Below are 24,488 nucleotides of genomic sequence, written 5' to 3'. Positions count from 1 at the left end.
CCTAAAGAAGTGGCGCGATATCACCCCTAGTCATCGCGCGAACCGTAGCTCGGAACGTGGGTCGAAGGACGGAATTCGCGTTAAGAAGACGGTGCGAAAGCTCGAGCCGCTCGGCGTCGGATTCAAAAGGGAAAATCGTCGGTTAGAATCGCAAGCTGGGTGACCAGGCTTCTGCCATCGTAGCAACAATTGCGTCTGCTTGACGTCGGACATGCACACCCGGACCACCATCATGCTCAGCGGTATCCCTCTCCTGGAGGTAGAGCGAACTGAAACAAGGCGCCCCGGGGGTCATTCGTGCTCGCCCAAAAACGTCCGCCGTGTGCTTCGACGATCGAACGACAGATCGACAGCCCAGCCAGATGCTTTGGTTGTGTAGAAGGCCTCAAAAATGCGTTCGAGTGTTGCCGGCGTAAATCCAGGACCCGAATCTCGGACGGCCACAAGCACGTCATCCGACTCTGTTTTGGCCGTGGTGATCTGCAATTCTCGGGCACCATCGCTGACGCCACTCATGGCTTCGATGGCGTTTATGATGAGATTCAGCACGACTTGCTGAGTTGAACACGATCGCCACGAATGAGAGGCAGGCCTTCGGGCAGATGCGCGCTCACGGACACGCCATTCTTGGTCGCCTCGCTGCGGGTGAGTTCGATCACTTCGCGGATCGGGCCGTTGATCTCCAGCAAGTCCTGCCGGGGGGCACTTTCTTAATGATATCCCGGATCCGTCCAACGACCTCGCCGGCTCGCGCGGCATTCCTGACGACCTGGGTGAGCAACTCCCGCACCTCTCCAAGATCTGGCGGCTCGCGTCCGAGCCAGCGCAAGGCTGCCTGCGCACGGATGACCGCAGCCGTGATCGGCTGGTTTACCTCGTGGGCGATTGACCCTGTGATCTGGCCCATCGTCACCACGCGATTTGCATGCGCCAGTTCCGCCTGCACTTGCCGGTACCTGCGTTCACTTTCGCTCGCTGCAAAGGGGTCGCCCACCTCTTTCCGTCAGTTCGCGAGTCGGCGATGGTCCGCTCGAGTGATCCGACGACGGTGATCCGAAACTTTCTCCGGGGCGCCCGCAGTGCAAGCACGCAAGCCGAGCCGACAGCGCCGGGTATGCCGCCGTATGGCCGGCAACTCGATGATCGCCAGATCGCAGCGGTGCTCAACTACGTGAGAAATAGCTGGGGAGCTGCTTCTCCTGCCGTTGAGGTGAAGGATGTCACCCGAGTTCGGTCAGAGACGGCATCTCGCGCCGACTGAGATTCGGCCGGACCGGCACGATGCAAGCGCCTTCCTCGGCAGCGACGAGGCCGACCGCAATCTGAAGCTCGCGCGCTTCATGTGCGATCCGGGGTTCGAGTCCGCGATCGTGGAAGAGTGCGATGACCTGATCGGCGTAGCCCGGGCGGGGCGCGCGGGGATAGAGAATGAGGCGCTCTTCGGCGAGTTGCTCGAGCGACACAGGACCGCTCTGCTTATCCAACGGGTGATCCATCGGCAGGGCCGCCACCAACTGCTCTTCGCGCAAGATGATGCGACGAACCTCGTCATCGTCGAAGCGCACGCGTCCAAAGCCAATGTCGATGCGGCCTTCCTTGAGGGCGGCGATCTGTTCAAGAGTGACGAGTTCGACCAGATGGAGCTCGACCTCCGGCGCCGCGCGGCGGAACTCCCGGATCAGTTCGGGCAGGTGCCCGTAGAGCACCGAGCCCACGAATCCAATAGTGAGCCGTCTCTTCTCGATCTTGAGCGTGCGCTTCATCATCGTGCGCATCTCTTCGACACGCGCGAGCACCTGGATCGACTGTTCGTAGAAGAGCCGCCCCGGCTCGGTGACCTCCCGCTTGCGAAAATTGACGAAGCCCAGGCTGTGGTCGCACACGGACCCGGTGAACGAATCGTCGGGTTTGATCGTGAATTCCCTTGGGTCGCCCATGCTCTATCCGACTGACCAATGTACGCGTCCGCCAGGAATCGCGACTCCTGTCAGCTCGCGCAATTCCGCGATGAGCCGATCCTGGAATTTTTTGCGGCCGGATAGGACCGGAAGATGGGATCGGAAAGCTCGCTCTTACGACCGGTAGGTAACGCTGGTCGATGCCGGCTATCGGGACTTGGGGAGGGATTGGTCTGTAAGTCCATGAAATCTTTGACGGGACTTCGCTTAGCGCCGGCCATGAGGGGCTATTGCATAATATTGCATGTCACCTGATAATCTTGCATTATGATGCATATATCGGGCTATTTCCGTGTTTACACGGCCCAAAAGCAACTCAAAGCGAGCAGTCCATGGGCAGTCGCATGCTGGAGCCGAGGTTCGCAAGCCTTCGGGTAGATCCTCAAAAAAATAGGCCCCTTCACAAACAACTCTGTGACCGGATTAAACAAGCTATTGCGTCGGGGTCTCTGCCACCGGGAACGCAACTCCCATCCTCACGTAGCTTGGCGTCTCAGCTCTTCATTTCTCGCGCCACCGTCGAACTTGCCTACGGGATCCTGGCCAGCGAAGGGCTCGTGATCCGCCGAGGCGCCGCAGGCACGCGGGTTGGATCCTGTCCTCTCGGCCAAACTCCACGGCAGTCGCCTCGGTTGCCGCGCCCGTTGCTGCCCGGGTTAGCCTCGGAAGCTGCTCAAGCCCCGCGCCTTTTCCAGATGGGCCTGCCGGCACTCGATGCATTTCCACGCAAGCTGTGGTCACGACTGGCGGCGAGTCATGCGCGATCTCTCTCGTTTTCCAAGATGGTCTACCAGGGTGCAAGCGGCTATCCGCCCTTGCGGCAGGCAATAGCGAATCGCTTGACGATCTCTCGCGGCATCTCATGCAGCGAAACCCAGGTGTTTATCACCGCGGGATTCCTGGGCGCCTTGACATTGATCGGGCGGACTTTGCTTGCGGCCGGCGATAAGATGTGGGTCGAAGACCCGGGATTTCCGCCGGCGCGTCATGCATTAGAACTAGCCGGCGTCGATCTCGTTCCGGTTCCTGTTGACGGCGATGGGATTGACGTTTCGGCCGGGATCGCACTTGCTCCGGCAGCTCGCCTCGCTCTTGTCACGCCGGCAGCCCAGTTTCCGCTAGGAATCGCACTGTCGGCCGATCGATGGTCACAGTTGGTCTCTTGGGCCACCGCAGCGAAGGCTTGGATTGTCAACGACGACTATGACGGCGACTTCAGTCAATCGGATCGCTCGCTGCCCGTGCTCAAGCATCACGATCGAGCCGAGCGGGCGCTGCATGTCGGTTCGTTTAGCAACCTTCTATTTCCCGGACTGCGGTTGGGCTACCTGGTCGCGCCGATTTCGCTGATCGGCGAGTTCGAGAGTGCATCAGCACTGTGGCCTACGCAGCAGTCGCTACTTGATCAGATGGTCGTCTCGGATTTCATCACTCAGGGCCATCTGGGCCGCCATCTGGCGCGGATGCGAAGATTGTATAGCGAGCGGAAGCTTACCCTCGTCGAAGCGTTGAAAAACGTCCTAGGCGATTCGATTCACGTAGCGGAAACGGGAAGCACTCACCTGGTGTTGCATCTGCCTGCAGATACTGATGACGTTGCTTTAGCCAATCGGGCCCGAGCGCTGGGATTGGCGATAAACGCGCTATCCCCAATGGGTTTACGCACCAGGACTGGTCCGGGCTTGCTGTTGGGGTTCACAAATGTCCCCGCCGACATAGCCCAAGAAGCGACCCAACGATTGAAACGCGCCCTTTTCACGTCGAACGTGCGGAGGCCGCCTCACGGCCACGCGTCCCCCTCCAATCGCATAGCAACGCCGATTGCGTCTCCTTATCCGACATAAGTTGGCCAGGCCCAACCGCCGACGCGATCATAGTTCGCTGGTGTTGCAAATAGATTGGACCTGCTGTCGCGGCGCCCATTGCTATTTTGGAAATGTTGTTGCGTGGACTGAACGATTGTCAGTCTGCGCCGTCGTGTACCAAGCGAGCCAGTGAGCACTTGGTCTGGTTCTTTTGGTCATTCTTGGCCATGGCCTGCGTTGCAGGCAGTACTAAACCTCAGACGTCCATGAGGTTCTCGCAAAATGCGTTCAGCGTGCTTTGCGCATCGTGCTGAGAAGCGAACCTACCGGTCAAGCCGCAACGATCTGCGCCTGGCGTGCGGTCGCTCGGCCCTACACCCAGTTTGAGAGAAAGCCGACGATGTTATCATTTTCTCTTCATAAGAAGATTCACCTTGCCGGTCTTACGACGGTAATCGTTCTCGCGGCAACCGCCGCGTTGTCGCAAAACGCGAACACGCCAGCTCGGGGGCGCTCGGTCACGCAGGTGCGCACCGAAAAGCTGCCAGACATCAAAAACAAGGTTCTGACCGCCGTCGTTGTCAATTACCCTCCCGGCGGCGCTTCCAAGGCGCATCACCATGACGCGGATGTCTTCGCCTACGTACTCTCCGGTGAAATCCGGTCGCAAGTCGAAGGGGAAGACGCGAAGATCTATCACGCCGGCGAAAGCGTGTTCGAGCCTCCAGGCGAACACCACGTGATTAGCGAGAACGCAAGCAAGACCGAGCCAGCGAGCATGTTGGTTGTTTTCGTGGCGAATGACGGCGCCGAGCTAACAACATTCGACAAATAGCAAGTGCGGATCAGGTCTTTCGAATTGCTTTCGACCGCAGGACCAGAGGTTCCAGCAGCTTTTGGAAGGAGCGCGTTCGTTATTCTTGGCGGTGCGACGTATCGCCAACGGCCGAGAACTCAGAAAGATAAGCACAGCTATATAGGGGGAAAGGGATGACTTATGGCACTCTTGCGGCCAGGCTGGTGGCGCACGCGGCACCAATGCTGATCGTTGTAGGACTCGCGTCGTCTGGTGCTGCCGCGCAGAGCGCCGGGTCGATCACGCCGGCCGGCGATGCTACAGCGTCCGCGCCGCGTTCAACCGGCGGTGCAGCGATAAGGCTTCCCGGGACAGCTGATACGACTCAGTTCGGATGGTATGACAACGCCCAGCGTCCAGTGCTCCGCATCCGATCGGGCGATACGGTAGCAATGGAGACGTTGATCCACGGGCATCAGCAAGTCATGCTGGACCTCTCGATCGAGCAAATGACGCAGCGCGCGAAATCGGAACAGGCGGAATCGCCGGGTCGAGGCCCTCACTCAATTACCGGGCCGATTTATGTCGAAGGCGCCAAACCCGGCGATACCCTGAAGGTCCATATCGGTCGAATAGTGCCGACGTCATACGCCTTGAATTTCAATTATCCTGGCTTTGGAGGCGCGTTTCCCAGCCGGTTCTCTCAAGGTCAGGTAAAATATTTTTATTTGGATATTGCCAAGCAGCAGCTGGAATTCGCGCCCGGCATCTTCGTTCCGTTGCGACCATTTCCTGGCATCATCGCCGTTGCTCGCGCGGCACCTGGCCCCTACAGCACTGTGCCTCCGGGCCCCTTTGGTGGGAATCTCGATATCAACGAGATGGTCTCAGGTACGACGCTCTACCTCCCGGTATTCGTAGATGGAGCGTTGCTTTGGTCGGGGGATTCTCACGCGGGGCAGGGTAACGGCGAGATCAATCTGACAGCCATCGAGACCGCGTTCAAGGAGCTCGATCTCACGATTTCGGTGCTCAAAGACATCAAGCTGACTTGGCCTCGCATTGAGACACCCACGCATTGGATCGCTATCGGATACGACCGGGATCTCAACGTCGCGTTTAATTTGCTGCAGGAGCAAACGACCGAACTTATCGCTGAACAGAGCAAAGTGTCGTCCGAGGTTGCGCGAAAGCTCATGTTAGCAAATTGGGACTGTCGCATTTCCGAAGTTATCAATGTTCTCAAAGGGACATACTGCATGATTCCCAAGGCGACGAACGTACCGGCGCCACAGCTGCCCCGCGACGACAACCCGGACTACCTTGTCACGTATGCCAAAGATACTGATTTGAACAAGGCGATGGATACGTCTTCAATGGCCATGGTCGACAAGCTGGCAACCGAGAAGCATCTAACACCACTTGACGCCTATTCGCTCGCGAGCATAGCCATGGACTGTCGGCTTGGTTCTCCTGAAGGTTCCGACCGCGAAGTGCACTGTCTGATGCCAAAAAGCCTGTGGGCGAAGCACTAGCGAGCCCGCTCATGGTTATGGCGAGCCGAGCACGACTAATCGCAATTGTGGCGCTCTGCGTTATGACCGCATCGATGCATGCAGCTTTTGCCTCCACGCGGATAGTCGTGGTGGCTACGACAAGCGATGTTGCAAGCCTCGCTTCCGCAGTCGGTGGTGACGTCATTGAGGTCAAGACCATTGTGCCGCCGGGGACCGATCCGGAGCCATTCGAACCTCGGGTGAGCGATCTCTCGACGCTAAGCGATGCCGATCTCATTGTTCGGGTCGGCTTGGGCTATGATCTCTGGATTGACAAGTTGATAATTCAACTGCATCGCCCGGAATTCCAAGCGGGGGGCGGGCGCTTGGTGGATGCGTCGATCGGGGTCCCGCTGCTGGAAGCGAGAGGCCGAACCCCCGTCACTGAGGATGGTCATGCGCACGGTCTAGGCAATCCGCACTACTGGCTTGATCCGGCCAATGCGGAGACCGTGACGGCGACCATAGCGGAGAGGATCATTCGGCTCATGCCCGCCGCTCGTGACACCATCGTGGCCAACCGGAATCGATTTCTCGCGACACTGCACGAGCGCATTGTGGCCTGGATGCAGCGGCTGGCGCCCTACCGCGGCGCGTCCCTGGTCGCCTATCATAACAGCTGGCCGTATTTCGCGCGCCGCTTTCATTTGAACCTTGTCGGCTTCATTGAGACGAAGGAAGGAGTCGCGCCGAGCGTCGCGCATCTCTCCTCGTTAATTGCAGAAATGGGGCAAAACGGCGTGCGCGCCATCCTGCAAGAGGCATATGAGCCGAAGAACTTCTCCGAAATGTTGTCGGCACGCACCGGCGCACCTCTTGTCGTGCTCGCGCCAACAGTAGGCAGCGTTCCGGAGGCAAGAGACTACCTGAGTCTCATGGACTTCAATGTTGGTGCTCTCGCACGCACGCTTGCGACGGGCAGCCACTGATCCGGCCGCGGCGATGTCTCATGATATTATCATGCTACTCGCGGCGCCTTTCGCAGCCAGCGCACTATTCGTAGCCATACATACCAACTTCGGCCTGCACGTTTTGAGGCGTGGCATCGTGTTCGCCGATCTTGCTCTGGCGCAGATGTCAGCGCTTGGAGCTACCGTCGCATATGCGGCTGGGCACGCTCCGACGAGCGCCGCGGGAATCGCCTACACCTTTCTGTTCGCCGCCATCGGCGCCGCACTGTTGACGGCTTCCCGGGTCATGCCAAAAGAGGTTCAACCGGAAGCTTATATCGGCATCATCTACGTTGTGGCTACCGCAACGACTATCGTTGTCGTCGACCGCTCGCCGCAGGGAGCGGAACATGTGAAACAAATACTCGTCGGTAGCATCCTCGCCGTCTCTGCAAGCGACCTGCCTAAGTTTGCGGTTCTCTATGCGTTCATCGGGGCCATTCATTGGCTGGCCCGGCGCCCGCTCTTGGCAGTTAGTGAGGCAGTACATAGCAAGACGCGTCGCTCGCTGCTCTGGGATTTTGTCTTCTATTCGTCCTTCAGCGTGGTCGTCACGAGCTCGGTAGCGACTGCAGGAGTGCTTCTAGTCTTCTGCTTCTTGATTATCCCGGCAATCATTGGGTCGTTGTTCACGCGCCGCATCACCTACGCGCTTGGCATCGGTTGGCTTGGAGGCGTCGCGGCCAGCGCCGTCGGTCTGGCCGCGTCATTCGAATTCGAACTGCCGACGGGCGCTGCAATGGCCCTCGCTTTCACGCTGATGCTCGTGATCGGGGCCGTGCTGCGTGGACTGATATTCGCCCCCGCAGGCGGCCGACGGATCTGCATTCGCATTTTCCTTCGCGCGGCTTCTGCAATGATTTTCATGACTGTGTTGCTATCCGCTATTTGGCTCATGATCATGCCGCGTGCTGATCAGCCGATGTTTGATCTGCTACAGTCCGCTACCGGCATCGGTCCAGCGACATTCCTGGCGGTGCAGGATCGAGTGGTCTACGCTGATGCGCTAAAAGACGCGGGCTACCGGCGCTCGCAGGAAAGTCAGCTGACCGCGTTGGAACAGCAGTCCCGATGGCAGGGGGGCGGCCTTTCCGATACGGAGGTGCGCCGCATCGGCTCCTTCCAGCAGACCTTCAACGAGATGGCGCGTGGCGATGATTTTGTGGTCAAGTCGCTGTCCGGCCGTGCTCGCGAGCGCGAGCGCTGGTACGTCGGGCTACCTTTGCTGATAACTAGCCTCCTCGGACTCCTGACCCTGCTGCCCGACAAATGGCGTGCCGATCCTGCTCGTTCGCGGACCGCGTGCCTGACGTTCCTGCGAGCTTTCCTGCACGTTGCTGATTTTGTTCGGCGTCTAGGTGGAGAGAAGACCGAGTCGGCAGGAGACGCTATGATCCGTCGCAGCATCAACGGCGGCACTGTGTCTGCCGGCCCTAAGGCTCTGACGGGTCGTTGTCAGAAAACGACGTACGGCTGTCCTGATCCGTAGGATCCTGCTCGTTGTCCCGGGCACGACTCCTTGCGACATACGGATGAGCCCGTCCCATCAATCGCCCCGAACGGTCGACGGCAAGCATGACGAACTGAGCGCAAGGAGCATGAGATGACCCCCAGTAGCATCGTTCAAGTTGGTGAAGAGCGAACTCATTCAACAATGATGGCCTGGCGCGTGCACGAGTTTGGGTCACCGGAGACCATGAAGTTCGAGCGCGTGCCACGACCCGAGCCAGGTCCCGGCGAGGTCCTGGTCAAGGTTGCGGCCGCTGGAGTTGGCCCATGGGATGGGTGGATCAGGTCCGGCAAGAGCGCTTTGCCGCAACCGCTCCCCCTCACACTGGGCTCGGATCTGTCCGGCGAAATCGTCGCGATGGGGCCCGGAGTCACCGAACTACGTGTGGGAGATCAGGTGTATGGTGTTACGAATCCGCAGTTTGTCGGGGCCTACGCCGAGTACGCTCTAGCCTCCGCGGGCATGGTCTCGAACAAGCCAACCTCGCTAACCCACGTTGAAGCTGCGTCCGTTCCTGTTGTTGCCGTGACGGCATGGCAGGCGTTGTTTGATCATGCCCATCTCAAGGCAGGTCAAACGGTGGTCATTCACGGCGCGGCCGGTAACGTAGGATCCTATGCGGTTCAACTGGCTCGTCAGGCAGGGGTGCAAACCATCGCAACCGTATCGACGGGGGACATTTCCGCCGCGCGCAACCTCGGCGCAAACACCGTCATTGATTATCGGACTCAGCGCTTTGAAGAGGTAGTACGCGATGCGGACGCCGTTATTGATCTGGTCGGCGGCGAAACCCAAACCCGCTCGTTTCAGGTCCTTCGTCGCGGTGGCAAGCTGGTCTCCGCAGTGTCCCGTCCGGATCAGGATCTAGCTACGCGCTATGGTGTCGATGCCAGCTTCTTTCTGGTCAACGTCACGGACCAGTATCTCAGGGAGATCGCTCGCCTGGTCGATGGTGGAAAACTACGGACAAAGGTGGGGGCGGTCTTACCCCTCGCCGATGCGCGCGAGGCGCATTTGATGCTGGAGCGCGTGCGGCCTCAGCCGAAAGGAAAGATCGTGCTCGACGTCGGAGCAAGGTGATCAGGATCATTTCGTCGTTGCGCTCGCGCGCAACGCGCAGCCAAGCCACTAACTGTTGAAAGGACACAACGATGACAACCCGAAATCTCGCCCAGGCTCTCGTCATTCCCGATTCCTTACTCGCGAAAGAGGCGACAGAGATCCTGCGGGAACATTCCACCGATCTGCTGTTTAATCACTCGATCCGCGTCTACCTGTTCGCTGCTGAACAGGGTCGTCAGAGGAATCTGCGCTTCGACCGTGAGCTCCTTTATGTCGCCGCGGCATTTCACGATCTCGGCCTGATCAAGAAATTCTCGAGCCCAGACGAGCGCTTCGAGGTCGATGGCGCAAATGCCGCACGGCAGTTTCTTAGCACCCACAACATCGCTGAAGATCAGGTCCAGACCGTCTGGGAAGCAATCGCGCTGCACACCACCCCCGGCATCCCGAAGCACATGGGTCCCGAGGTCGCGCTCCTCAATTCCGGCGTGCTTCTCGATGTCATCGGGGTGGGGTTCGACCAATTTCCCGCGGAGCTGCGCGAGGAAATTGTCGCCAAGTACCCGCGCACGAACTTCAAAGAAGGCTTCATTCAGGAGTATTTCGCCGGTTTTGCGCACAAGCCGGCGACGACGTATGGCACCGTCAACGCCGCCGTCTGCGAACGTTTCATCCCGGGGTTCAAGAGCCCCAACGCCTGCGACCTGATCGCTGCGTCGCCCTTCCCGGATTCCCAGCACAAGGCTCACCATCATGACTAGGACCTATCCTGTGCTCCAGGAACTCAATCCCGGTCGCGCGCAAGCTACCAGCGCCGACTCGCTGGCCTCTCTCATCTGGCTAACCCTCGGCGCTTTTGCCATCGGCACCGAGGGGTTCATGATCGCCGGGCTGCTCCCGGCGCTGGCGCGAGACCTGAACGTCGGTCTGCCAGCCGCCGGTCATCTGGTCACCGCCTTCTCCCTCGCTTATGCCATCGGCGCGCCGGTCATGGCCGTGTTGACGGCCGGGCTGGAGCGACGTCGGCTGCTGGTCGTCGCCATGGGCGGCTTCGCCCTGGGCAACCTGCTCGCCGCGCTGGCGCCGAGCTATGCCGGGCTGTTGGCCGCGCGGCTGCTGTTGGCCCTGTCCGCAGCAAGCTTCATGCCGGCAGCCAGCGGATATGCCGCCGCGCTGGGCGGTCCGGAGCGGCGTGGCCGTGCCCTGTCCACGGTCACCACCGGGTTGACCTTGGCGATCATCGCTGGCGTGCCATTGGGCGTACTGGTGGGGCAGGGCTTCGGCTGGCGCGCCACCTTCTTCGGCGTGGCGGGGCTGGCGGTGTTCTCGCTGTTAGGGATTCTCATCCGGCTGCCGCGCCAACGGCCCGGTGTCACGGCTGGCCTTGGTGAGCGTCTGGCGCTGGCCAAGCGCCGCGATATCCTGGGCGTGCTGGTGACCAGCGTGCTGACCGTGGCCGGCACTTTTACCGTCTACACTTATCTCAGTGTGTTCATAGCCGGCGTCGGCGGCCTTGGTCCGCAGGCACTGGCGCCGATCCTGCTGGGCTTTGGCCTGGCCAGTGCAGTCGGCACCCAGCTCAGCGGCAGCGCGGCGGACCGTTGCGGCGCACGAAGTATCGTGATCGTTGGTGGTGGGCTTGCCCTGCTGGCCTATCTTGCCTTCTCGCTCAGCGCGGCTCTCGAGCCGGCGCGGGCAATGCTCGTCCTGCTGCCGGCCATCCTGATTTGGGGATTTGCCAGTTGGGGGCTGATAACGGCGCAACAAGCGCGGCTGGTGGCGTTGGCTCCGGCACTGGCGCCGATCAGTCTCTCGATGAATTCCTCGGCCATCTACCTCGGCAGCGCGATGGGTGCCGCGGCGGGCGCTGTGGTCATTGCCAATGGCGCGGTGGAGCGGCTCGGCTGGGTAGCTGCGGGATTCGCTGTGGCAGCTCTGTTGTCGGTGCTGCTCAGCGGCAGCAACACATCAGCCGAAGGTAATGGCGGCGGCGATGGCTTCTCATCGGAAGCTTCACCATGACCATCGGTTCGGCCCTGAGTCCTGGTTTCAGGCAGTTGCGTGAACTCGTTAGAAGAGGAGATGCGATGATGTCGATCAGTGGATTTGCCTATCGGATTGGTGCTGTATCAAACCCTCGACGTAAGTCGGCAAAAGCAGCGAGAGGAGCACTGCGAACGGCCGCCGTCCCGCTGATAGCAGCAGCGATCGTCCTGGGAGCCTCCGAGGCGATCGCGCAGGACCGGGAGCAGGTGAAAGTCGCCTTCGCGCACGCACTGCCGAATGTCGAAGGAAAGAGGCTGGTTGCGGTGACGGTGACTTATCCTCCCGGAGCCAAATCACTGGCTCATCACCACGCAGCGTCAGCTTTTATCTACGCCTACGTGCTATCCGGGGCAATCCGTAGTCAAGTCGGCGACGAACCCGCGAAGATCTATCACACCGGCGAAAGCTTTTACGAAATGCCCGGTTCGCATCACAGGGTCAGTGAGAACGCGAGTGACAAGGAGCCCGCCAGCTTACTGGCGGTCTTCGTTGTGGATTCCAAGGACGAGCCCTTGACGACGCCGGACAAGGCGCCTGGATCACAATAATGGCGCGAGGAGCTCGCCACTGGCCCCGACGGTCCTTTTGGGGAGCTGCAAGGACCGCTTGGTTGGCGGCTACGCCAGCGAAACCAACCGCTAGAAGTCTATAGCCCCTGGTGATCCCGGATGCGCGGATGTTCGTTCTGTTGCCTCCCGGATCGCGCCAGGCCTTTTACAGGGTCCGGACTACCTGCATAATAAGGCTCCAGGGTGGAGAGGCAGTAGCAGGTGCCGGTACAAGCTGTCGCGATCGTCGTCTGTGATGGGGTCCAGGCCCTGGACGTGGCGGGGCCGATGGATGTGTTCAGCGAGGCGAACACGTTTCTTGGCAGCGCGGATCGCTACGAAACTGTATTGGTTGCTGCTCACCGTGATCCGCTGCGCGCGTCGAACGGCATACGCATGGTCGCCGACATGACCTTCGAGGAGGCGGCGGGCGGCTTCGACATCGTTCTGGTGGCCGGCACTCCGACGCCACCGGAAGCGGAGCCCGAACCGTGCCTGCTTCAGTGGGTCAAGGAGCTGCCGTGGCGCTCGAGCGTCTATGGATCGATCTGCACAGGGGCTTTTGTCCTCGGCTATGCCGGCCTCCTCGATGATCGGCGAGTCACGACCCATTGGCAGGATGCACAGGCGCTGGCGGCGAGATTCCCGAAGGCAAAAGTCGAACCGGATCTGATTTATGTGCGCGATGGACGGCTGATCACCGCGGCCGGTGTGACGGCGGGGATAGATCTGGGCCTGGCGCTCGTCGGGCAGCGGCACGGTGCCGAAACGGCGCTCAAGGTCGCCAAGCGGTTGGTCGTGGTTGCGCAGCGGCAGGGCGGACAGTCGCAGTTCAGTCCGTATCTCACAGCACCTGCCGATCCTGAATCGCCGATCGCACGCATCCAGGACCACGTCATGGCCAATATTGGGGATCGCCACACGTTGGAGTCGCTTGCCGCTGTCGTCGGAATGAGCCCCCGGAATCTGGCCCGGCATTTCGGGCAGGTGACCGGAACCACGCCGCACGAATTCATCGAGCGCGCCCGCGTTGATGCCGCGCGCATGATGCTGGAAGCGAGCGACCGACCGCTGAAGGCTATCGCCTTCGACTGCGGCTTCGGATCGGCGGACCGGATGAGGATCGTCTTCAGCACTCGTCTCGGCGTGACCCCTGTCCAATATCGCGCCAGCTTCCGGCGAGCAGAACCGGAATAGTTCGCGAGCTACCCGAGCACGAGACTGCGGGTTCCTACTGCTCTGAAGGCTCCGAGCGGCCTTTTGTCAGGAAACGACGTACGGCTGTCCTGATCCGTAGCATCCCGCTTGTTGTCCGGAGCAGGGCTCTGTTGCCTAATCCCGATAAGCAACCAGTCCGTTATCCAACCGAGGAGATTGCTCGATGTCCGAGATCATCGCCGGCATCCGCGTGCCTGACAGCGCCATTGCGCGCGCCGCCACGCAGCTTGTGCGCGAGACCGAAGACGACCTGCTCTACAACCATAGTCGCCGTGTCTTCCTGTGGGGCGCGCTCACGGGCGAGCGCCGCGGGCTGAAATACGATCCGGAGCTGCTTTACCTCGGCGCCATGTTCCACGACATGGGCCTCACCGAGAAATATTCGAGCCCTGATCTGCGCTTCGAGGTCGACGGCGCCAATGCCGCCCGCAAATTCATGAAAAGCTACGGCGTGCCCGAGCGTGACATCGAGGACGTCTGGACTGCCATCGCGCTCCACACCACGCCGGGGATCCCCGAGCATATGCGCCCGACCATCGCGCTGGTGACCGCCGGTGTGGAGATGGACGTGCTCGGCATCGCCTATCACGACTTCACGCATGAACAGCGCGACCATGTCTGCGTCCATCATCCGCGCGAGACAAACTTCAAGGAGAACATCATCGATCACTTCGCCAGCGGTATCATCAAGAAGCCGCTGACGACGTTCGGAAATGTGAAGGCCGACGTCCTGGCGCTGAAGGACATGAACTATGTCCGTCAGAACTTCTGCTCGATCATCCTTGGCTCAGCCTGGCCGCACTGAGCGCTCGTTGCTCCGAGCCGAGGAGGCCGAGATGGATACCAGCCATGCGATGATGTCCGGTCCTGAACGAGCCGCCATCGGCACGCGTGAGGGAGATGTCGTTGTGCAGACCCCGATCGATCAGATCTTGGCCGGGCGGTTTGCGTGCCGCGAGTTTTGCAGCACTCCAGTCCCGCGACGCACAATTGAGCAGATTCTCCGTATTGCGCGGTTCGCCCCCAGCGGTGCGAACATCCAGCCTTGGCGCGTCTACGTGCTGGCTGGCGCGGCCAAGGACAGAGTCTCGACCGCGCTGTTGGACGCGCACGAAAACTCGCGTGACGAGCACGTCTCGGAATACAAATACTACGCCAGCGATTTACCGGACCCGTACCTCAAACGCCGGCAAGAATTTGGTCGGTTGTTCTACGGATCGCTCGGAATTGCTCAAATCGATCTCGAGGCGAGGAGCAGACAAACCGCGAAGAACTACACATTCTTCGGCGCGCCGGTGGGATTGATCGTGACCATCGACCGTCGCCTGGAAGTCGGAAGCTGGCTCGACCTCGGAATGTTCGTGCAGAACGTGATGCTCGCGGCGGCGGGACGCGGACTTCAATCGTGCCCGCAGGAAACGTTCGCAAAGTACCATCGAATTTTGCGCCCGCTGCTGTCAATTCCGGCGGAGCAGATGGTGGTGTGCGGTATCGCCGTCGGCAAGGCCAAGGTTGAGCGGCCGGGTAGATTGATGCCGCGGGCGGACATTGATGAGTTCGCTACGTTCGTAGGGTTCGAAACGTAGTAGTCGAAGAGGAGAGATCGCAATGGGAAGCCGGGAAGAACTGATTCAGCGCAGCATTCCGTTTCTCCGGGAAGTCAAGGACATGACGCCTGGCGCCGAGATGGAACGTTGGCTCAACGAGACATATGGCGAAAACAGCGCGCTCTACCAGGATCTGGCGCGCCTGGTCAAAATCGGGGTCGAGGAGGGATGGGCGGCGAACCAGGAGGTGGACGGTCCGAACTACCGGCGCAGCCGCATCCTGGAGCCGACTCCCGAAACGTTCCAGTTCAGCATCACCGCCGTGTACATGAACAGCGCCGATCCACGCCGCTTCAAGGACGAGGACGATCACGACGTGTTGCGTGGACAGTACCATGGCCATCCCTATGGCGAGCTCAACCTCGTCGTGCCCCTGGACAAGGGCGCGGAGTTGAAGGGATTGCAGGGCTGGCAGGGACCGGGCTGGACGGCGCCCGATCCGGGCAGCAGGCACTATCCCGAGGTCAGGGGCGGCGCGGTGATCGCGCTGTTCTATCTGCCGGCCGGACGCATTTCATACGATTTCAAGGCTCCGTCTGATCGGTAACGGAACTCCGAGGTGGCTCGACACGATGGCTCCTCCGCCAGCAAAGGACATGGCGCCAGTATCCGCAGGCGGTCAAAGCCGATGACCCGATGCCGACCCAGCTGTCCGTCGGAAGGCGGTGCAACTCTCGTCACCGCACGGAGCTCGGGTCCGGTATTGCCGTCCACAGTCTCGACGTCGATCCGTAGGGCGACTGGGAGAACGTGTTCTTCGGCCCCCTTGGCCGGCAGAAGCCGGCCGGTGCGTTGAACTATGGCTCGAGAACGGTGGTCAATTCAGCTCCCTCATCAGCGACAAAGGCAGCTATCAGTTCGGCCGGTTCGGTGTTGCTCGCGTTGGCGGAGACGAGATGCGTCGCGCCGGGCGGTTCGAAGAACGATTGCCCTACCTCGAACGTCTCCAGCGGGCCACCGCTCAGCTGTGAGCGGACCTGACCTTTGGTGATGCAGGCGGTCACCGAGCCGCCGTGGCGGTGCGGCGGCGTGAAGGCGCCTGGCCCGTAGCTGACGCGCACCACCGTGACGCGCTTGCCCGGTAAATTCGGAAGCGCGTGCGAGGAAATCACCGCGACCTTGTTGAGCGACGTGCCCGACGAAGACATCTCGGCGCAGAGGGCGCCGGGAATGCTGTTGTTGCGCTCATCGTCAGCGCAATGATCTTGGCGATCCCCACCGCGCAGGCGAAGCCGCTGATAAGGGCCAGTAACAGCGGGCGCCAGTCGCGCTCCGCGAACGGCGCCAGGGCTGCGATTGCGATCCGCATGAGGTTCTCCTCCCTCAGGTCTTGACGTTTGGCGTGAACACGGACAGCGGCGCGGGATCGCGGCTCGGCGGCGGCGGGACCTTGCCGTCGACATCGGTGAAGCCGTATTCGGCCGCCAACTCCGAGGCGAGCAGAATCTGGCCGCTTTTGGCAATCACGCCGGGATCGGCGGCGAGCGCGGCGACCGCGCGCCCGGCGAACACCGGCGTCTCGCCGCGCTCGGCAATCAGTTTGGCGAGCGCTGGCGGCACGCGGTCGGGCTGCGCCGCAAGCTTCTCGCTCTTGATGTAGCCGGGCCAGATCGAGACCGCGGCAATGCCGAACGGCTTCAGCTCATGCGCCATGTCGCGCGCCATCCGGTCGACGCCCGATTTCTGCACGCCGAATGGAACGTTGAACGTGTAGCGGACGCCGCCGCCCGAGGACGTATTGACGATCAGGCCGCGCCGCTGCGGCAGCATCAGCGGCACGGCGAACTGGCTGGCGACGAAATGCGAGCGCAGGCCGACGCGATGCATGGTGTCCCATAGCGAGGCCGGCACCTGCCAGAACGGGACGTTGACCGGCATCGCGTTCGGCGCCGCAAACACGTTGTTGACGAGAACGTCGAGCCGGCCGTGGTCGCGCCGGACGAGGTCGAACACCTCGCGCACTGCTGCATCGTCCGAGTGATCGCACAGGACGCCGATGCCGCGGCCGCCGGCTGTGTCGATCGCGGCGATGGTCTCGTCGAGCGAGCCCGGCCATTCCGATCCGCCGCTATTCCGCGTGCGCGCCGTGACGATTACCGTCGCGCCGGCTTCGGCGAGGCCGATGGCAACACCCTTGCCGACCCCCCGGCTTCCTCCTGTCACCAGCGCGACGCAGTCCCCAAGCCGTCCCTTGGTCATGCGATTCCCCGATATGGCTTTCCTGGAAGACAACTTGACAACAATCTTCCTAGGAAGATAGTAGATCAAGAACGCCGGAGGCGTCAACCAGGGAGGTTCGCGATGGTCACGAGGGAAGAGAACGAATTGCTGTGCCGCGTCACGGGCGACGCGCCGATGGGACGGATGTTGCGCCAGCATTACTGGCTGCCGGCAGTGCTCTCGGTGCGAGTGCGCAAGGGCGAGGCGCCGGTGCGGGTCAAGCTGTTTGGCCGCAACTTCGTGGCGTTCCGGGGCAAGGACGGCACGGTCGGATTTCTCGACGAGGCCTGTCCGCATCGTGGCGCCTCGCTCGCGCTCGCGCGCATCGATGACTGCTCGCTCACCTGCCTGTTTCACGGCTGGAAGATCCGCGCCGATGGCGCGGTGCTGGACGTTCCCAACGAGCCGAACAATCCGAAGGAGTTTGCCAAGACCGTCAAAGCAAAAGCCTATCCGACGCGCGAGGGCGCCGGCTTGATCTGGGTCTGGCTCGGCGAAGGCGACGCGCCGCCCGCGCCGGACTTTGAATGGATGGATCTGCCGCCGGACCAGGTCTACGCCGCCGGAATCGAGCTGAAGGCAAACTGGCTGCAGGGCGTCGAGGCCACCATCGATTCCTCGCACGTCGCGCTGCTGCACCAGAGCTGGACCGCGACCTCGTCGACCGACTTCGGCGCAACGCGGGTCAACACCGAAGTCGCCTACGAGTTCGAGAAGAAGCCCTATGGCTTCCGTGCTGCGGCATTGCGCACCGCGCCCGACGGATCGTGCCTCGCCCGCGTCACCGAGTTCGTTATGCCGTACTACGGCTTGATCGCGCCGATCTTCTCCGGACCTCAGCAGGATCGCACTGCGATCATCGCGGTGCCGATCGACGATGAGAACCTGATCCAGTGGTACATCTTCTACAATCCGGAGAAGCCGGTAGATTCCTGGCGCAAGGTGCAGCGTGCCAACCAGTGGCCGATGGCCGGCGGCCTGCCGGGCGATCAATCAAACAATTGGGGCCAGAACCGCCAGATCATGGATGCCGGCAACAGCACCGGCTTCCATGAGATCGTCATCGAGGATTTCGTGGTCATGGTCAGCATGGGCCCGATAGTCGACCGTTCGCAGGAATATCTTTGCTCGGCGGACCAGGCGATCGTCAGGGTGCGTCGCCAGCTGCTCGACGAGGTGCGCGGCTTCATGGCGGGAAAGCCGCCGAAGAGTGGGCAAAGCGAGACCATGTCCTACAAGGACATCCGCGCGGTGGGCGGTCGGCTCGCCTCCGCCTCCGAGGATTGGCGGCAGATTCCCCGTTGACCGGATCGAAAGTAAAGGGCGCGGACTGCATGTCCGCGTCGATTCCCCAGCTCTGATCGAGGAGACGTCCCATGATCTGGCACCGCCTGTGCGCCGTCGCGAAACTGTCTGAGGGAGAGCCGTTGGGCTTCAGGGTGAGCGACCGGCGCATCGCACTCTTCAAGGTCGGCGACGAGGTCTTCGCAACGGATGACGTCTGTTCGCACGCATTTGCGCTGCTGTCGACGGGTTTTCTCGAAGGCCATGTGATCGAATGCCCGCTACATGGGGCGATGTTCGATGTCCGTGACGGAAAATGCCAGTCCGGCGCCTACAAGGACATCAAGGCGTTCAAGGTCGAGATCCGTGACGGTGAGGTCTATGTCGAACTCGACGGCGACGCCGCCCTGCAAGCCGCTGATGACGGCGGCGTGGACGTTAAGCCGTGAGCGGACTTGTCGTCATCGGCGCATCCTATGCCGGCATTGAGGCCGCGCTCACGGCGCGGGACGCCGGCTATGCCGAACCGGTGACGGTGGTCGCCGACGAGACGTCGTTGCCCTATCAACGGCCGCCGCTTTCGAAGGAGTTCTTGCTTGATCAGGTCAGTGCCGAGAGGCTCATTCTGCGCGATGAGGCTGTTTTCGCGAGCAAGCGGATTGAACTGCTGCTGGGTCGCCGTGTTGTCGCGATTGACCGCCATGCAGCAAGAGTCGCGCTGGCCGACGGCGCCGTACTGGACTTCGACAGGCTGGTCATCGCTACCGGTTCGCGCGCGCGGCGGATAGCGGTCCGCGGGGCCGAACTCGACGGCGTCTGCTATCTCCGATCGGTAGGAGATGCCGCCGATCTCAAGGCGCGGCTCGGCCGGGCGAGCGAGATCGTGATCGTCGGCGGCGGCTTCATCGGGCTCGAGGTGGCTTCGTCGGCGGCCAAGCTCGGCAAACGGGTTACCGTGATCGAGCCTGCCTCCCGGCTGCTCGAGCGGGCGGTGTCTCCAGTGGTGTCGTGCTTCCTGCTCGACATCCATACCCGGGCCGGCGTCGCGGTGAAGCTCAGCACATCTGTTTCGGCAATGGTCGGCGATGGGGGACGAGTGGTGGCGGTCGAACTGGACGGCGGCGTCCGCCTCGGCACGGACCTGGTCGTCGTCGGCATCGGCGGCATCCCGAACCACGAGCTCGCCGCCGCTGCCGGGCTCGGATGCGCCAATGGCATTGTGGTGGATCAGAACGGGCGAACCGCACGCGAGAGCATCTACGCCGCGGGCGACTGCACCACGCACTTCAACCAGTTTGCTGAGGACTGGATCAGGCTGGAGTCGGTTCAGCACGCGCAGGACCAGGGACGCACCGTCGGGCTTGCGATCGTGGAAAGCCATGAACCATACAACAGCGTGCCGCGGTTCTGGTCGGATCAGCACGATCTCAAGCTTCAGATCGTCGGTCATGGCGCGCGCAGGGACCGCATTGTGATCCGCGGCTCGATCGAAGCTGGCCGGTTCTCCGTGTTCAATTACCGGCAGGGCAGGCTGGTCGGCGTCGACAGCATCAACAATCCCGGGGATCAGATGGTGGCGCGGCGCCTGATAGCAGCGGGCATTTCGCCGGCGCCGAGCCAGGCCGAGGACAGTTCATGCGATCTCAGATCGCTGCTGAAGGCGGGTGTCGGGGCCGTCGTGTAGCAGGTGCCGCAGCTAGTCCACCGCCGTAAGCCGGCCGGACTTCTTCGGCGTTTTCACCGTCCGCACCGCCAGCAGCTTGCGCAGGCAGCGGTCGAGCATCGCGATCTCCGCCTTGGTCAGCCCGCTTGCCTCGATCGTGCGCGCGACGACCCTTGCCACCTCGGCGATGCCGCGGTCGGCGGTCGCGAGACCCTTGGCGGTGAGGCGGACCAGCTCGGAGCGGCCGTCGTCGTTGGCGGAGACGCGCAGCACGAAGCCGCCTTCCTGCAGCCGCGCTACGCGCTTGGTCATCGCGCCCGATGTGACGAGCAGGGCCCGGAACAGGTCGGTGGGACGCAGCTCGTACGGTTTGCCCGAGCGCCGCAGCGCCAGCAGCACATACAGCTCGCCGGTCTGCAGCCCGACCGCCTTCGCTATGTCCTGCAGGCGCCTCTCGTGGAGCTGGTTGACGCGCTCCAGCCGCAGCAAGGTGCAGGCGGCGGCGAGGTCGAGGTCGGGCCGTTGCTCCAGCCACGCGGCCTCGATATCGTCGTAAAGGGTGCTGTCAGGTGATGGCGACTGCTTGATCGCGGGTTCGCCGCGGTGTGACACGCTGCTCTTCTTCATTCCCTTCCAGTCCCCTTCACCGCGGGCCAATTGCGCCGGCATCATGCGTCGCAGCAATCTAGCACCGCCAAATTCAGGTGTCGCCTCGCAAGTTCCTGGTCTCGCTCCAGCCCCGTGCATGGCCGCGGCGCAGCGGCCAATTGCGGCCGCGTAGCGCGGGTTGACAAATAGCTTCCTAGGAAGAATATTCCAGGTAAGAAAAATCGAGGGAGGAGCGCAATGCACGGACTTTGCGCGACATTGATGTTGGCGGCTGCACTGGCTGCTTGCGGTTCGGCCAGGGCGGCGGACTCTGAACTGGTTCTCGGGCAGACCATGCCGTATAGCGGGCCGGCATCGGCCCTGAGCGCCGTCGGCAAGGTGCAGACCCGCTATTTCCAGATGATCAACGATCGCGGCGGCATCAATGGCCACAAGGTCAAGCTGATCTCGCTTGACGATGGCTATAGTCCGCCGAAGGCGGTAGAGCAGACGCGCCGGCTGATTGAAAATGACGAGGCGGTCGCGATCTTCGGCAGCATGGGAACCGCACAGAACGCTGCGGTCCAGAAATATCTCAACGCCAAGAAGGTCCCTCAGCTGTTCGTGTTCGCGGCCAGCGAGCGCTTTGCCGATCCGAAGACCAGTCCCTATACGATCTCGGGGATGACGCTGTTCAGCACCGAGGCTGCGATCTACGCGCGGTTGGTGGCCGAGCACACGCCCGGTGCGCGCGTGGCCGTGTTGTACCAGAACGACGACTACGGCCGCGAATATCGTCGCAGCTTCAAAACCGAACTGGCCCGGCTCGATCCCAAGGCCGAGATTGTCGCGGCGTCGCCTTACGAAGTCACGTCGCCCACGGTCGATTCGCAGGTCGTGGCGCTGGCGAGCACCAACGCCAACGTCTTCCTCAATGCGTCGACCGGCAAATTTACCTCGCAGGCGATCCGCAAAGCGGGCGAGCTCGGCTGGCGCGCGCAGCAGTTCCTGCCGATCGGCAGCAACTTCGTGCCGACGATCCTCAAGCCGGCCGGGCTCGACAACGCCAAGGGGGCGATCTCGGCGACGCCGACCAAGTCGGTCGGCGATCCCGAATGGGCCAACGATCCCGCATATCTGGAGTGGCTGGCTTTCATGAGGAAGTATTATCCCGAGGGCGATATCGAGGATCAGCTCAACTTCACCGGATGGAACGTCGCTGTTCTCATGACCAAGGTCATCGAGGCCTGCGGTAACGATCTGTCCCGGCAGAACATCATGAAGCAGGCCACTGCGCTGAAGAACGTGGCGCTGCCGGGCCTGATCCCGGGCATCACCGTCAATACCAGCCCGGATGATTATCGCCTGATCACGTCGCTGCGCCCGCAGCGTTTCGACGGCGAGCGCTGGGTTCCGATGTCCGGTACAATGGCCGCGCAATGAGGGCCGCCGATAGTGTGGCGAAGCGGGGCCGGCCACTAGCGGCCGTGCCTGAGCTCTCTGGTGGCGCGGCGGAGCACCTCGTGAAGCCATTCGTGCCAAGTGCTCGTTCTCGACGCGGTGCCAAGGCAGCCGAACCTTGGGCGAGTCATTGGACATCGCGAACGCGGTCCACTTTCTCGCCTGCAATCCCTTCTCGACCGGTTCGATCGTCGTCGTTGATGGGGTGCAACGATCGCGGCGTGCACGACCCTGAATCGGTGGACCGCTTTGACAGGCGGGGTATCATCGAGAAAAGGGAAGATGTTCGTCTATTGAACACAACGATCGGGAGGTTGGAATGATCTGCAGGTCGGCGGCGCTCGCGATGCTCGGTGCAGGAGTTCTATTCGCGGGCGCAGCGCCCGCTGCTGCCCAGCAAGGCAATGTCAACTCGCCCGATCTCGTCCTCGTCAACGGAAAAGTTCTGACCCTCGACGAACGATCCAGCGTGACCGAGGCGATCGCCGTTCGAGACGGAAAAATTCTTGCGACCGGTAGCAGCGCATCCATCCGGGCGCTCGCCGGAGCGCGCACGCAAGTGCTCGACGTGTCCGGCAAGACCGTGATTCCCGGCCTGATCGATACTCACGCTCACTTCAAGGCGGCCGGTCTCGCTGATTATGTCGTCAACATGAGCCGCGCCAAGACGGTCGCCGAAGCGCTCGAGGCGATCAAGACGTTCGTGGCCAAGAAGAAGCCGGGCGACTGGATTGTGGGCGGCGCGTGGCACCCGCCGTCGCAACTCGCCGAGAAACGGTATCTAACGAGGCAGGAGATCGACCGCGTCGCCCCCGACAATCCGGTCTATCTGCGGACCGTCGGTCATTTCTCCATGGCGAACACGATGGCGCTGCAGAAGGCAGGCGTCGACAAGACCACCGCGAACCCGAGCGGCGGTTCCTTCGAGCGCGACGCCGCCGGGGAACTGACCGGCGTCCTCTCCGAGACGGCGATCGACCGGGTCGAGCAGGCTGTTCCGCCGTGGACCGAAGACGACGAAATCAGGCAGTTCACGCTCGCGGAGGGGGCACTGAACACTTTCGGGATCACGAGCGCAGTCGAGGGCGCCACGGAAGCGCGCGACGTCCGCACACTGCAGAAGATCGCCGCGTCCGGACAGGCGACGTTGCGGACGGGATTGATGTTCAGACCCGAGCCGCCCGCCGAGCTGACCGCTTGGGAGGCGATCATGTCGGGCAACGGAGCTTCGTCAGGCTTTGGCGACGACTGGGTCAAGTTCGCCGGCATCAAGATCTTCTACGATGGCGGCATGACCCTGAAGACGGCGCTAATGCGAGATGTCTATCCGGACTCGCACGATGACTACCATGGCATGGCCCAGCAAACGCCCGAACGGCTCATGCAACTCGTCTCGATCTGCAATCGCTACGGTTGGCGTGTAGGTGTGCACGTCGTCGGCGATCTCGGCATCGACCAGGTACTCGATGCTTTCGAAGCTGCCGACAAGGAAAGGTCCATCCGGGACCGTCGTTTCGTTCTCATTCACGCGAGTCTGATCAGGCCCGAGCAGATGGAGCGCGCTCGCAAGCTGGGGGTCAGGGTCGATTTCCAGAACGTCTTCATGTGGGATAAGGCCGCGACCGTCGAGCGCTTCCTGGGACGGCCGACCGCCGATCGCGCCGTGCCGACCAAGACCTTGATCGAAAAAATGGGGCTGGACAGCCTCGGCGCCGGAACCGACTTCCCCGTCAACCCGATCAACCCGTTCCTCAACATGTACATCATGGTGACGCGGAAAGATCCCAATGGAAGCGTGTACGGCGCCACGGAAGCTATCAGTCGCGAACAGGCGCTCCGTCTCTACACGTCGGCAGCTTCGCGCTACACGTTCGACGAAGCACGCAAGGGTACGATACAGCCGGGCAAGCTTGCAGACCTCGCGGTCCTTTCCGCGGACTACATGGCCATTCCGGAAGAGCAGATCAAAGACATCAAGGCGGACATCACGCTGGTCGGAGGCAAACTCGTCTTTCAACGCTGACCCAGAGAGGAGACGAACGCCGAAGCGTGCAATGTCGACGTCGCCAGCAATCGCCGACGCTTGGGTCGGAGGACGGCGGGGAGCGGGCTCTGGCGACGGAAGTGTGTTCCTGACATCTGACGGTATTTGAAGAGTTGTGTCAGTCGAGCACACTGTCAGTGTTGGTGGCGCGCCATCCAGTCGATAGACTCCG

Annotated in this window: 23 protein-coding genes and 2 pseudogenes; 18 read left to right on the top strand and 7 right to left on the bottom strand. The window is 61.7% G+C overall.

The annotated features are described in order from the left end of the window. Positions 1-236: 236 nt before the first annotated feature. From BRAD3257_RS41230 to BRAD3257_RS27880, 4 genes and pseudogenes are all read right to left on the bottom strand, one after another. Positions 237-516 (bottom strand): annotated as a pseudogene (locus BRAD3257_RS41230) (ATP-binding protein). Between the two features lie 26 nt (positions 517-542). Further along, positions 543-689 (bottom strand): hypothetical protein, encoded by a 147-nt coding sequence (locus BRAD3257_RS41225; protein WP_244608067.1) that lies wholly within the window; start codon positions 687-689, stop codon positions 543-545. After that, positions 656-907: a histidine kinase dimerization/phospho-acceptor domain-containing protein gene (locus BRAD3257_RS41220; protein ID WP_244608030.1), complete on the bottom strand. Its 252-nt coding sequence runs from the start codon at positions 905-907 to the stop codon at positions 656-658. The genes BRAD3257_RS41225 and BRAD3257_RS41220 overlap by 34 nt, the downstream gene beginning before the upstream one ends. 313 nt (positions 908-1,220) lie before the next feature. Then, positions 1,221-1,937 (bottom strand): LysR substrate-binding domain-containing protein, encoded by a 717-nt coding sequence (locus tag BRAD3257_RS27880; protein ID WP_122404542.1) that lies wholly within the window; start codon positions 1,935-1,937, stop codon positions 1,221-1,223. 353 nt (positions 1,938-2,290) lie between these two features. On the opposite strand from BRAD3257_RS27880, the gene pdxR reads away from it, so the two are divergent. From pdxR to BRAD3257_RS27815, 13 genes are all read left to right on the top strand, one after another. Next, positions 2,291-3,802, top strand: a complete 1,512-nt coding sequence (gene pdxR, locus BRAD3257_RS27875) for a MocR-like pyridoxine biosynthesis transcription factor PdxR (RefSeq protein ID WP_197711510.1) — start codon at positions 2,291-2,293, stop codon at positions 3,800-3,802. Between the two features lie 268 nt (positions 3,803-4,070). Then, positions 4,071-4,598: a cupin domain-containing protein gene (locus tag BRAD3257_RS27870; RefSeq protein ID WP_244608029.1), complete on the top strand. Its 528-nt coding sequence runs from the start codon at positions 4,071-4,073 to the stop codon at positions 4,596-4,598. Between the two features lie 155 nt (positions 4,599-4,753). Further along, positions 4,754-6,094: an acetamidase/formamidase family protein gene (locus BRAD3257_RS27865; RefSeq protein WP_122404541.1), complete on the top strand. Its 1,341-nt coding sequence runs from the start codon at positions 4,754-4,756 to the stop codon at positions 6,092-6,094. Between the two features lie 62 nt (positions 6,095-6,156). Next, on the top strand, positions 6,157-7,044 hold the full coding sequence (locus BRAD3257_RS27860) for a metal ABC transporter substrate-binding protein (RefSeq protein WP_160118852.1): 888 nt from the start codon (positions 6,157-6,159) through the stop codon (positions 7,042-7,044). A 31-nt stretch (positions 7,045-7,075) separates the two neighbouring features. Continuing rightward, complete coding sequence (locus tag BRAD3257_RS27855; protein ID WP_160118851.1) at positions 7,076-8,554, top strand: metal ABC transporter permease; 1,479 nt, start codon at positions 7,076-7,078, stop codon at positions 8,552-8,554. Between the two features lie 114 nt (positions 8,555-8,668). Next, a complete protein-coding gene (locus tag BRAD3257_RS27850; RefSeq protein ID WP_122404538.1) occupies positions 8,669-9,655 on the top strand; it encodes an NADP-dependent oxidoreductase in 987 nt (328 codons plus the stop codon). 71 nt (positions 9,656-9,726) lie between these two features. Next, positions 9,727-10,398, top strand: coding sequence for an HD domain-containing protein (locus BRAD3257_RS27845; protein WP_122404537.1), 672 nt, complete (start codon positions 9,727-9,729; stop codon positions 10,396-10,398). Continuing rightward, entirely contained in the window at positions 10,391-11,659 is a 1,269-nt protein-coding gene (locus BRAD3257_RS27840) for an MFS transporter (RefSeq protein ID WP_122404536.1), read from the top strand. Before BRAD3257_RS27845 ends, BRAD3257_RS27840 begins: the two co-directional genes overlap by 8 nt. Positions 11,660-11,808: 149 nt before the next feature. Beyond that, positions 11,809-12,231, top strand: a complete 423-nt coding sequence (locus tag BRAD3257_RS27835) for a cupin domain-containing protein (RefSeq protein WP_162500623.1) — start codon at positions 11,809-11,811, stop codon at positions 12,229-12,231. A 222-nt stretch (positions 12,232-12,453) separates the two neighbouring features. After that, the gene (locus BRAD3257_RS27830; RefSeq protein ID WP_122404535.1) at positions 12,454-13,428 is read left to right on the top strand and encodes a GlxA family transcriptional regulator; all 975 of its coding nucleotides are present in this window, start codon (positions 12,454-12,456) and stop codon (positions 13,426-13,428) included. Positions 13,429-13,612: 184 nt separating this feature from the next. Next, positions 13,613-14,254: an HD domain-containing protein gene (locus BRAD3257_RS27825; protein ID WP_122404534.1), complete on the top strand. Its 642-nt coding sequence runs from the start codon at positions 13,613-13,615 to the stop codon at positions 14,252-14,254. A 31-nt stretch (positions 14,255-14,285) separates the two neighbouring features. Beyond that, entirely contained in the window at positions 14,286-15,035 is a 750-nt protein-coding gene (locus tag BRAD3257_RS27820) for a nitroreductase family protein (RefSeq protein WP_244607714.1), read from the top strand. Positions 15,036-15,057: 22 nt separating this feature from the next. Continuing rightward, entirely contained in the window at positions 15,058-15,603 is a 546-nt protein-coding gene (locus BRAD3257_RS27815) for a 4-hydroxylaminobenzoate lyase (protein ID WP_122404533.1), read from the top strand. 250 nt (positions 15,604-15,853) lie between these two features. Here BRAD3257_RS27815 and BRAD3257_RS27810 read toward each other — a convergent pair. Both BRAD3257_RS27810 and BRAD3257_RS27805 read right to left on the bottom strand, forming a co-directional pair. Further along, positions 15,854-16,365, bottom strand: a pseudogene (locus BRAD3257_RS27810) (cupin domain-containing protein). A gap of 14 nt (positions 16,366-16,379) precedes the next feature. Beyond that, a complete protein-coding gene (locus BRAD3257_RS27805) occupies positions 16,380-17,255 on the bottom strand; it encodes an SDR family NAD(P)-dependent oxidoreductase (RefSeq protein ID WP_122404532.1) in 876 nt (291 codons plus the stop codon). A gap of 102 nt (positions 17,256-17,357) precedes the next feature. Here BRAD3257_RS27805 and BRAD3257_RS27800 point away from each other — a divergent pair, with 102 nt between their 5' ends. From BRAD3257_RS27800 to BRAD3257_RS27790, 3 genes are all read left to right on the top strand, one after another. After that, positions 17,358-18,581, top strand: a complete 1,224-nt coding sequence (locus BRAD3257_RS27800; protein ID WP_122404531.1) for a Rieske 2Fe-2S domain-containing protein — start codon at positions 17,358-17,360, stop codon at positions 18,579-18,581. A gap of 71 nt (positions 18,582-18,652) precedes the next feature. Continuing rightward, positions 18,653-19,009, top strand: a complete 357-nt coding sequence (locus BRAD3257_RS27795; protein ID WP_122404530.1) for a Rieske (2Fe-2S) protein — start codon at positions 18,653-18,655, stop codon at positions 19,007-19,009. Continuing rightward, a complete protein-coding gene (locus BRAD3257_RS27790; RefSeq protein ID WP_122404529.1) occupies positions 19,006-20,244 on the top strand; it encodes an NAD(P)/FAD-dependent oxidoreductase in 1,239 nt (412 codons plus the stop codon). The genes BRAD3257_RS27795 and BRAD3257_RS27790 overlap by 4 nt, the downstream gene beginning before the upstream one ends. Before the next feature lie 12 nt (positions 20,245-20,256). Here BRAD3257_RS27790 and BRAD3257_RS27785 read toward each other — a convergent pair whose 3' ends face one another. Next, positions 20,257-20,850 (bottom strand): MarR family winged helix-turn-helix transcriptional regulator, encoded by a 594-nt coding sequence (locus BRAD3257_RS27785; RefSeq protein ID WP_160118850.1) that lies wholly within the window; start codon positions 20,848-20,850, stop codon positions 20,257-20,259. Between the two features lie 219 nt (positions 20,851-21,069). Here BRAD3257_RS27785 and BRAD3257_RS27780 point away from each other — a divergent pair, with 219 nt between their 5' ends. Both BRAD3257_RS27780 and BRAD3257_RS27775 read left to right on the top strand, forming a co-directional pair. Continuing rightward, positions 21,070-22,254, top strand: a complete 1,185-nt coding sequence (locus BRAD3257_RS27780; RefSeq protein WP_122404527.1) for an ABC transporter substrate-binding protein — start codon at positions 21,070-21,072, stop codon at positions 22,252-22,254. Positions 22,255-22,591: 337 nt separating this feature from the next. Continuing rightward, a complete protein-coding gene (locus BRAD3257_RS27775) occupies positions 22,592-24,295 on the top strand; it encodes an amidohydrolase (RefSeq protein ID WP_122404526.1) in 1,704 nt (567 codons plus the stop codon). Positions 24,296-24,488 lie beyond the last annotated feature (193 nt).

Origin of the sequence: Bradyrhizobium vignae, assembly GCF_900324035.1 — a bacterium.
Classification (GTDB): domain Bacteria; phylum Pseudomonadota; class Alphaproteobacteria; order Rhizobiales; family Xanthobacteraceae; genus Bradyrhizobium; species Bradyrhizobium vignae.
This window is presented reverse-complemented; position numbering and strand designations above follow the sequence as displayed.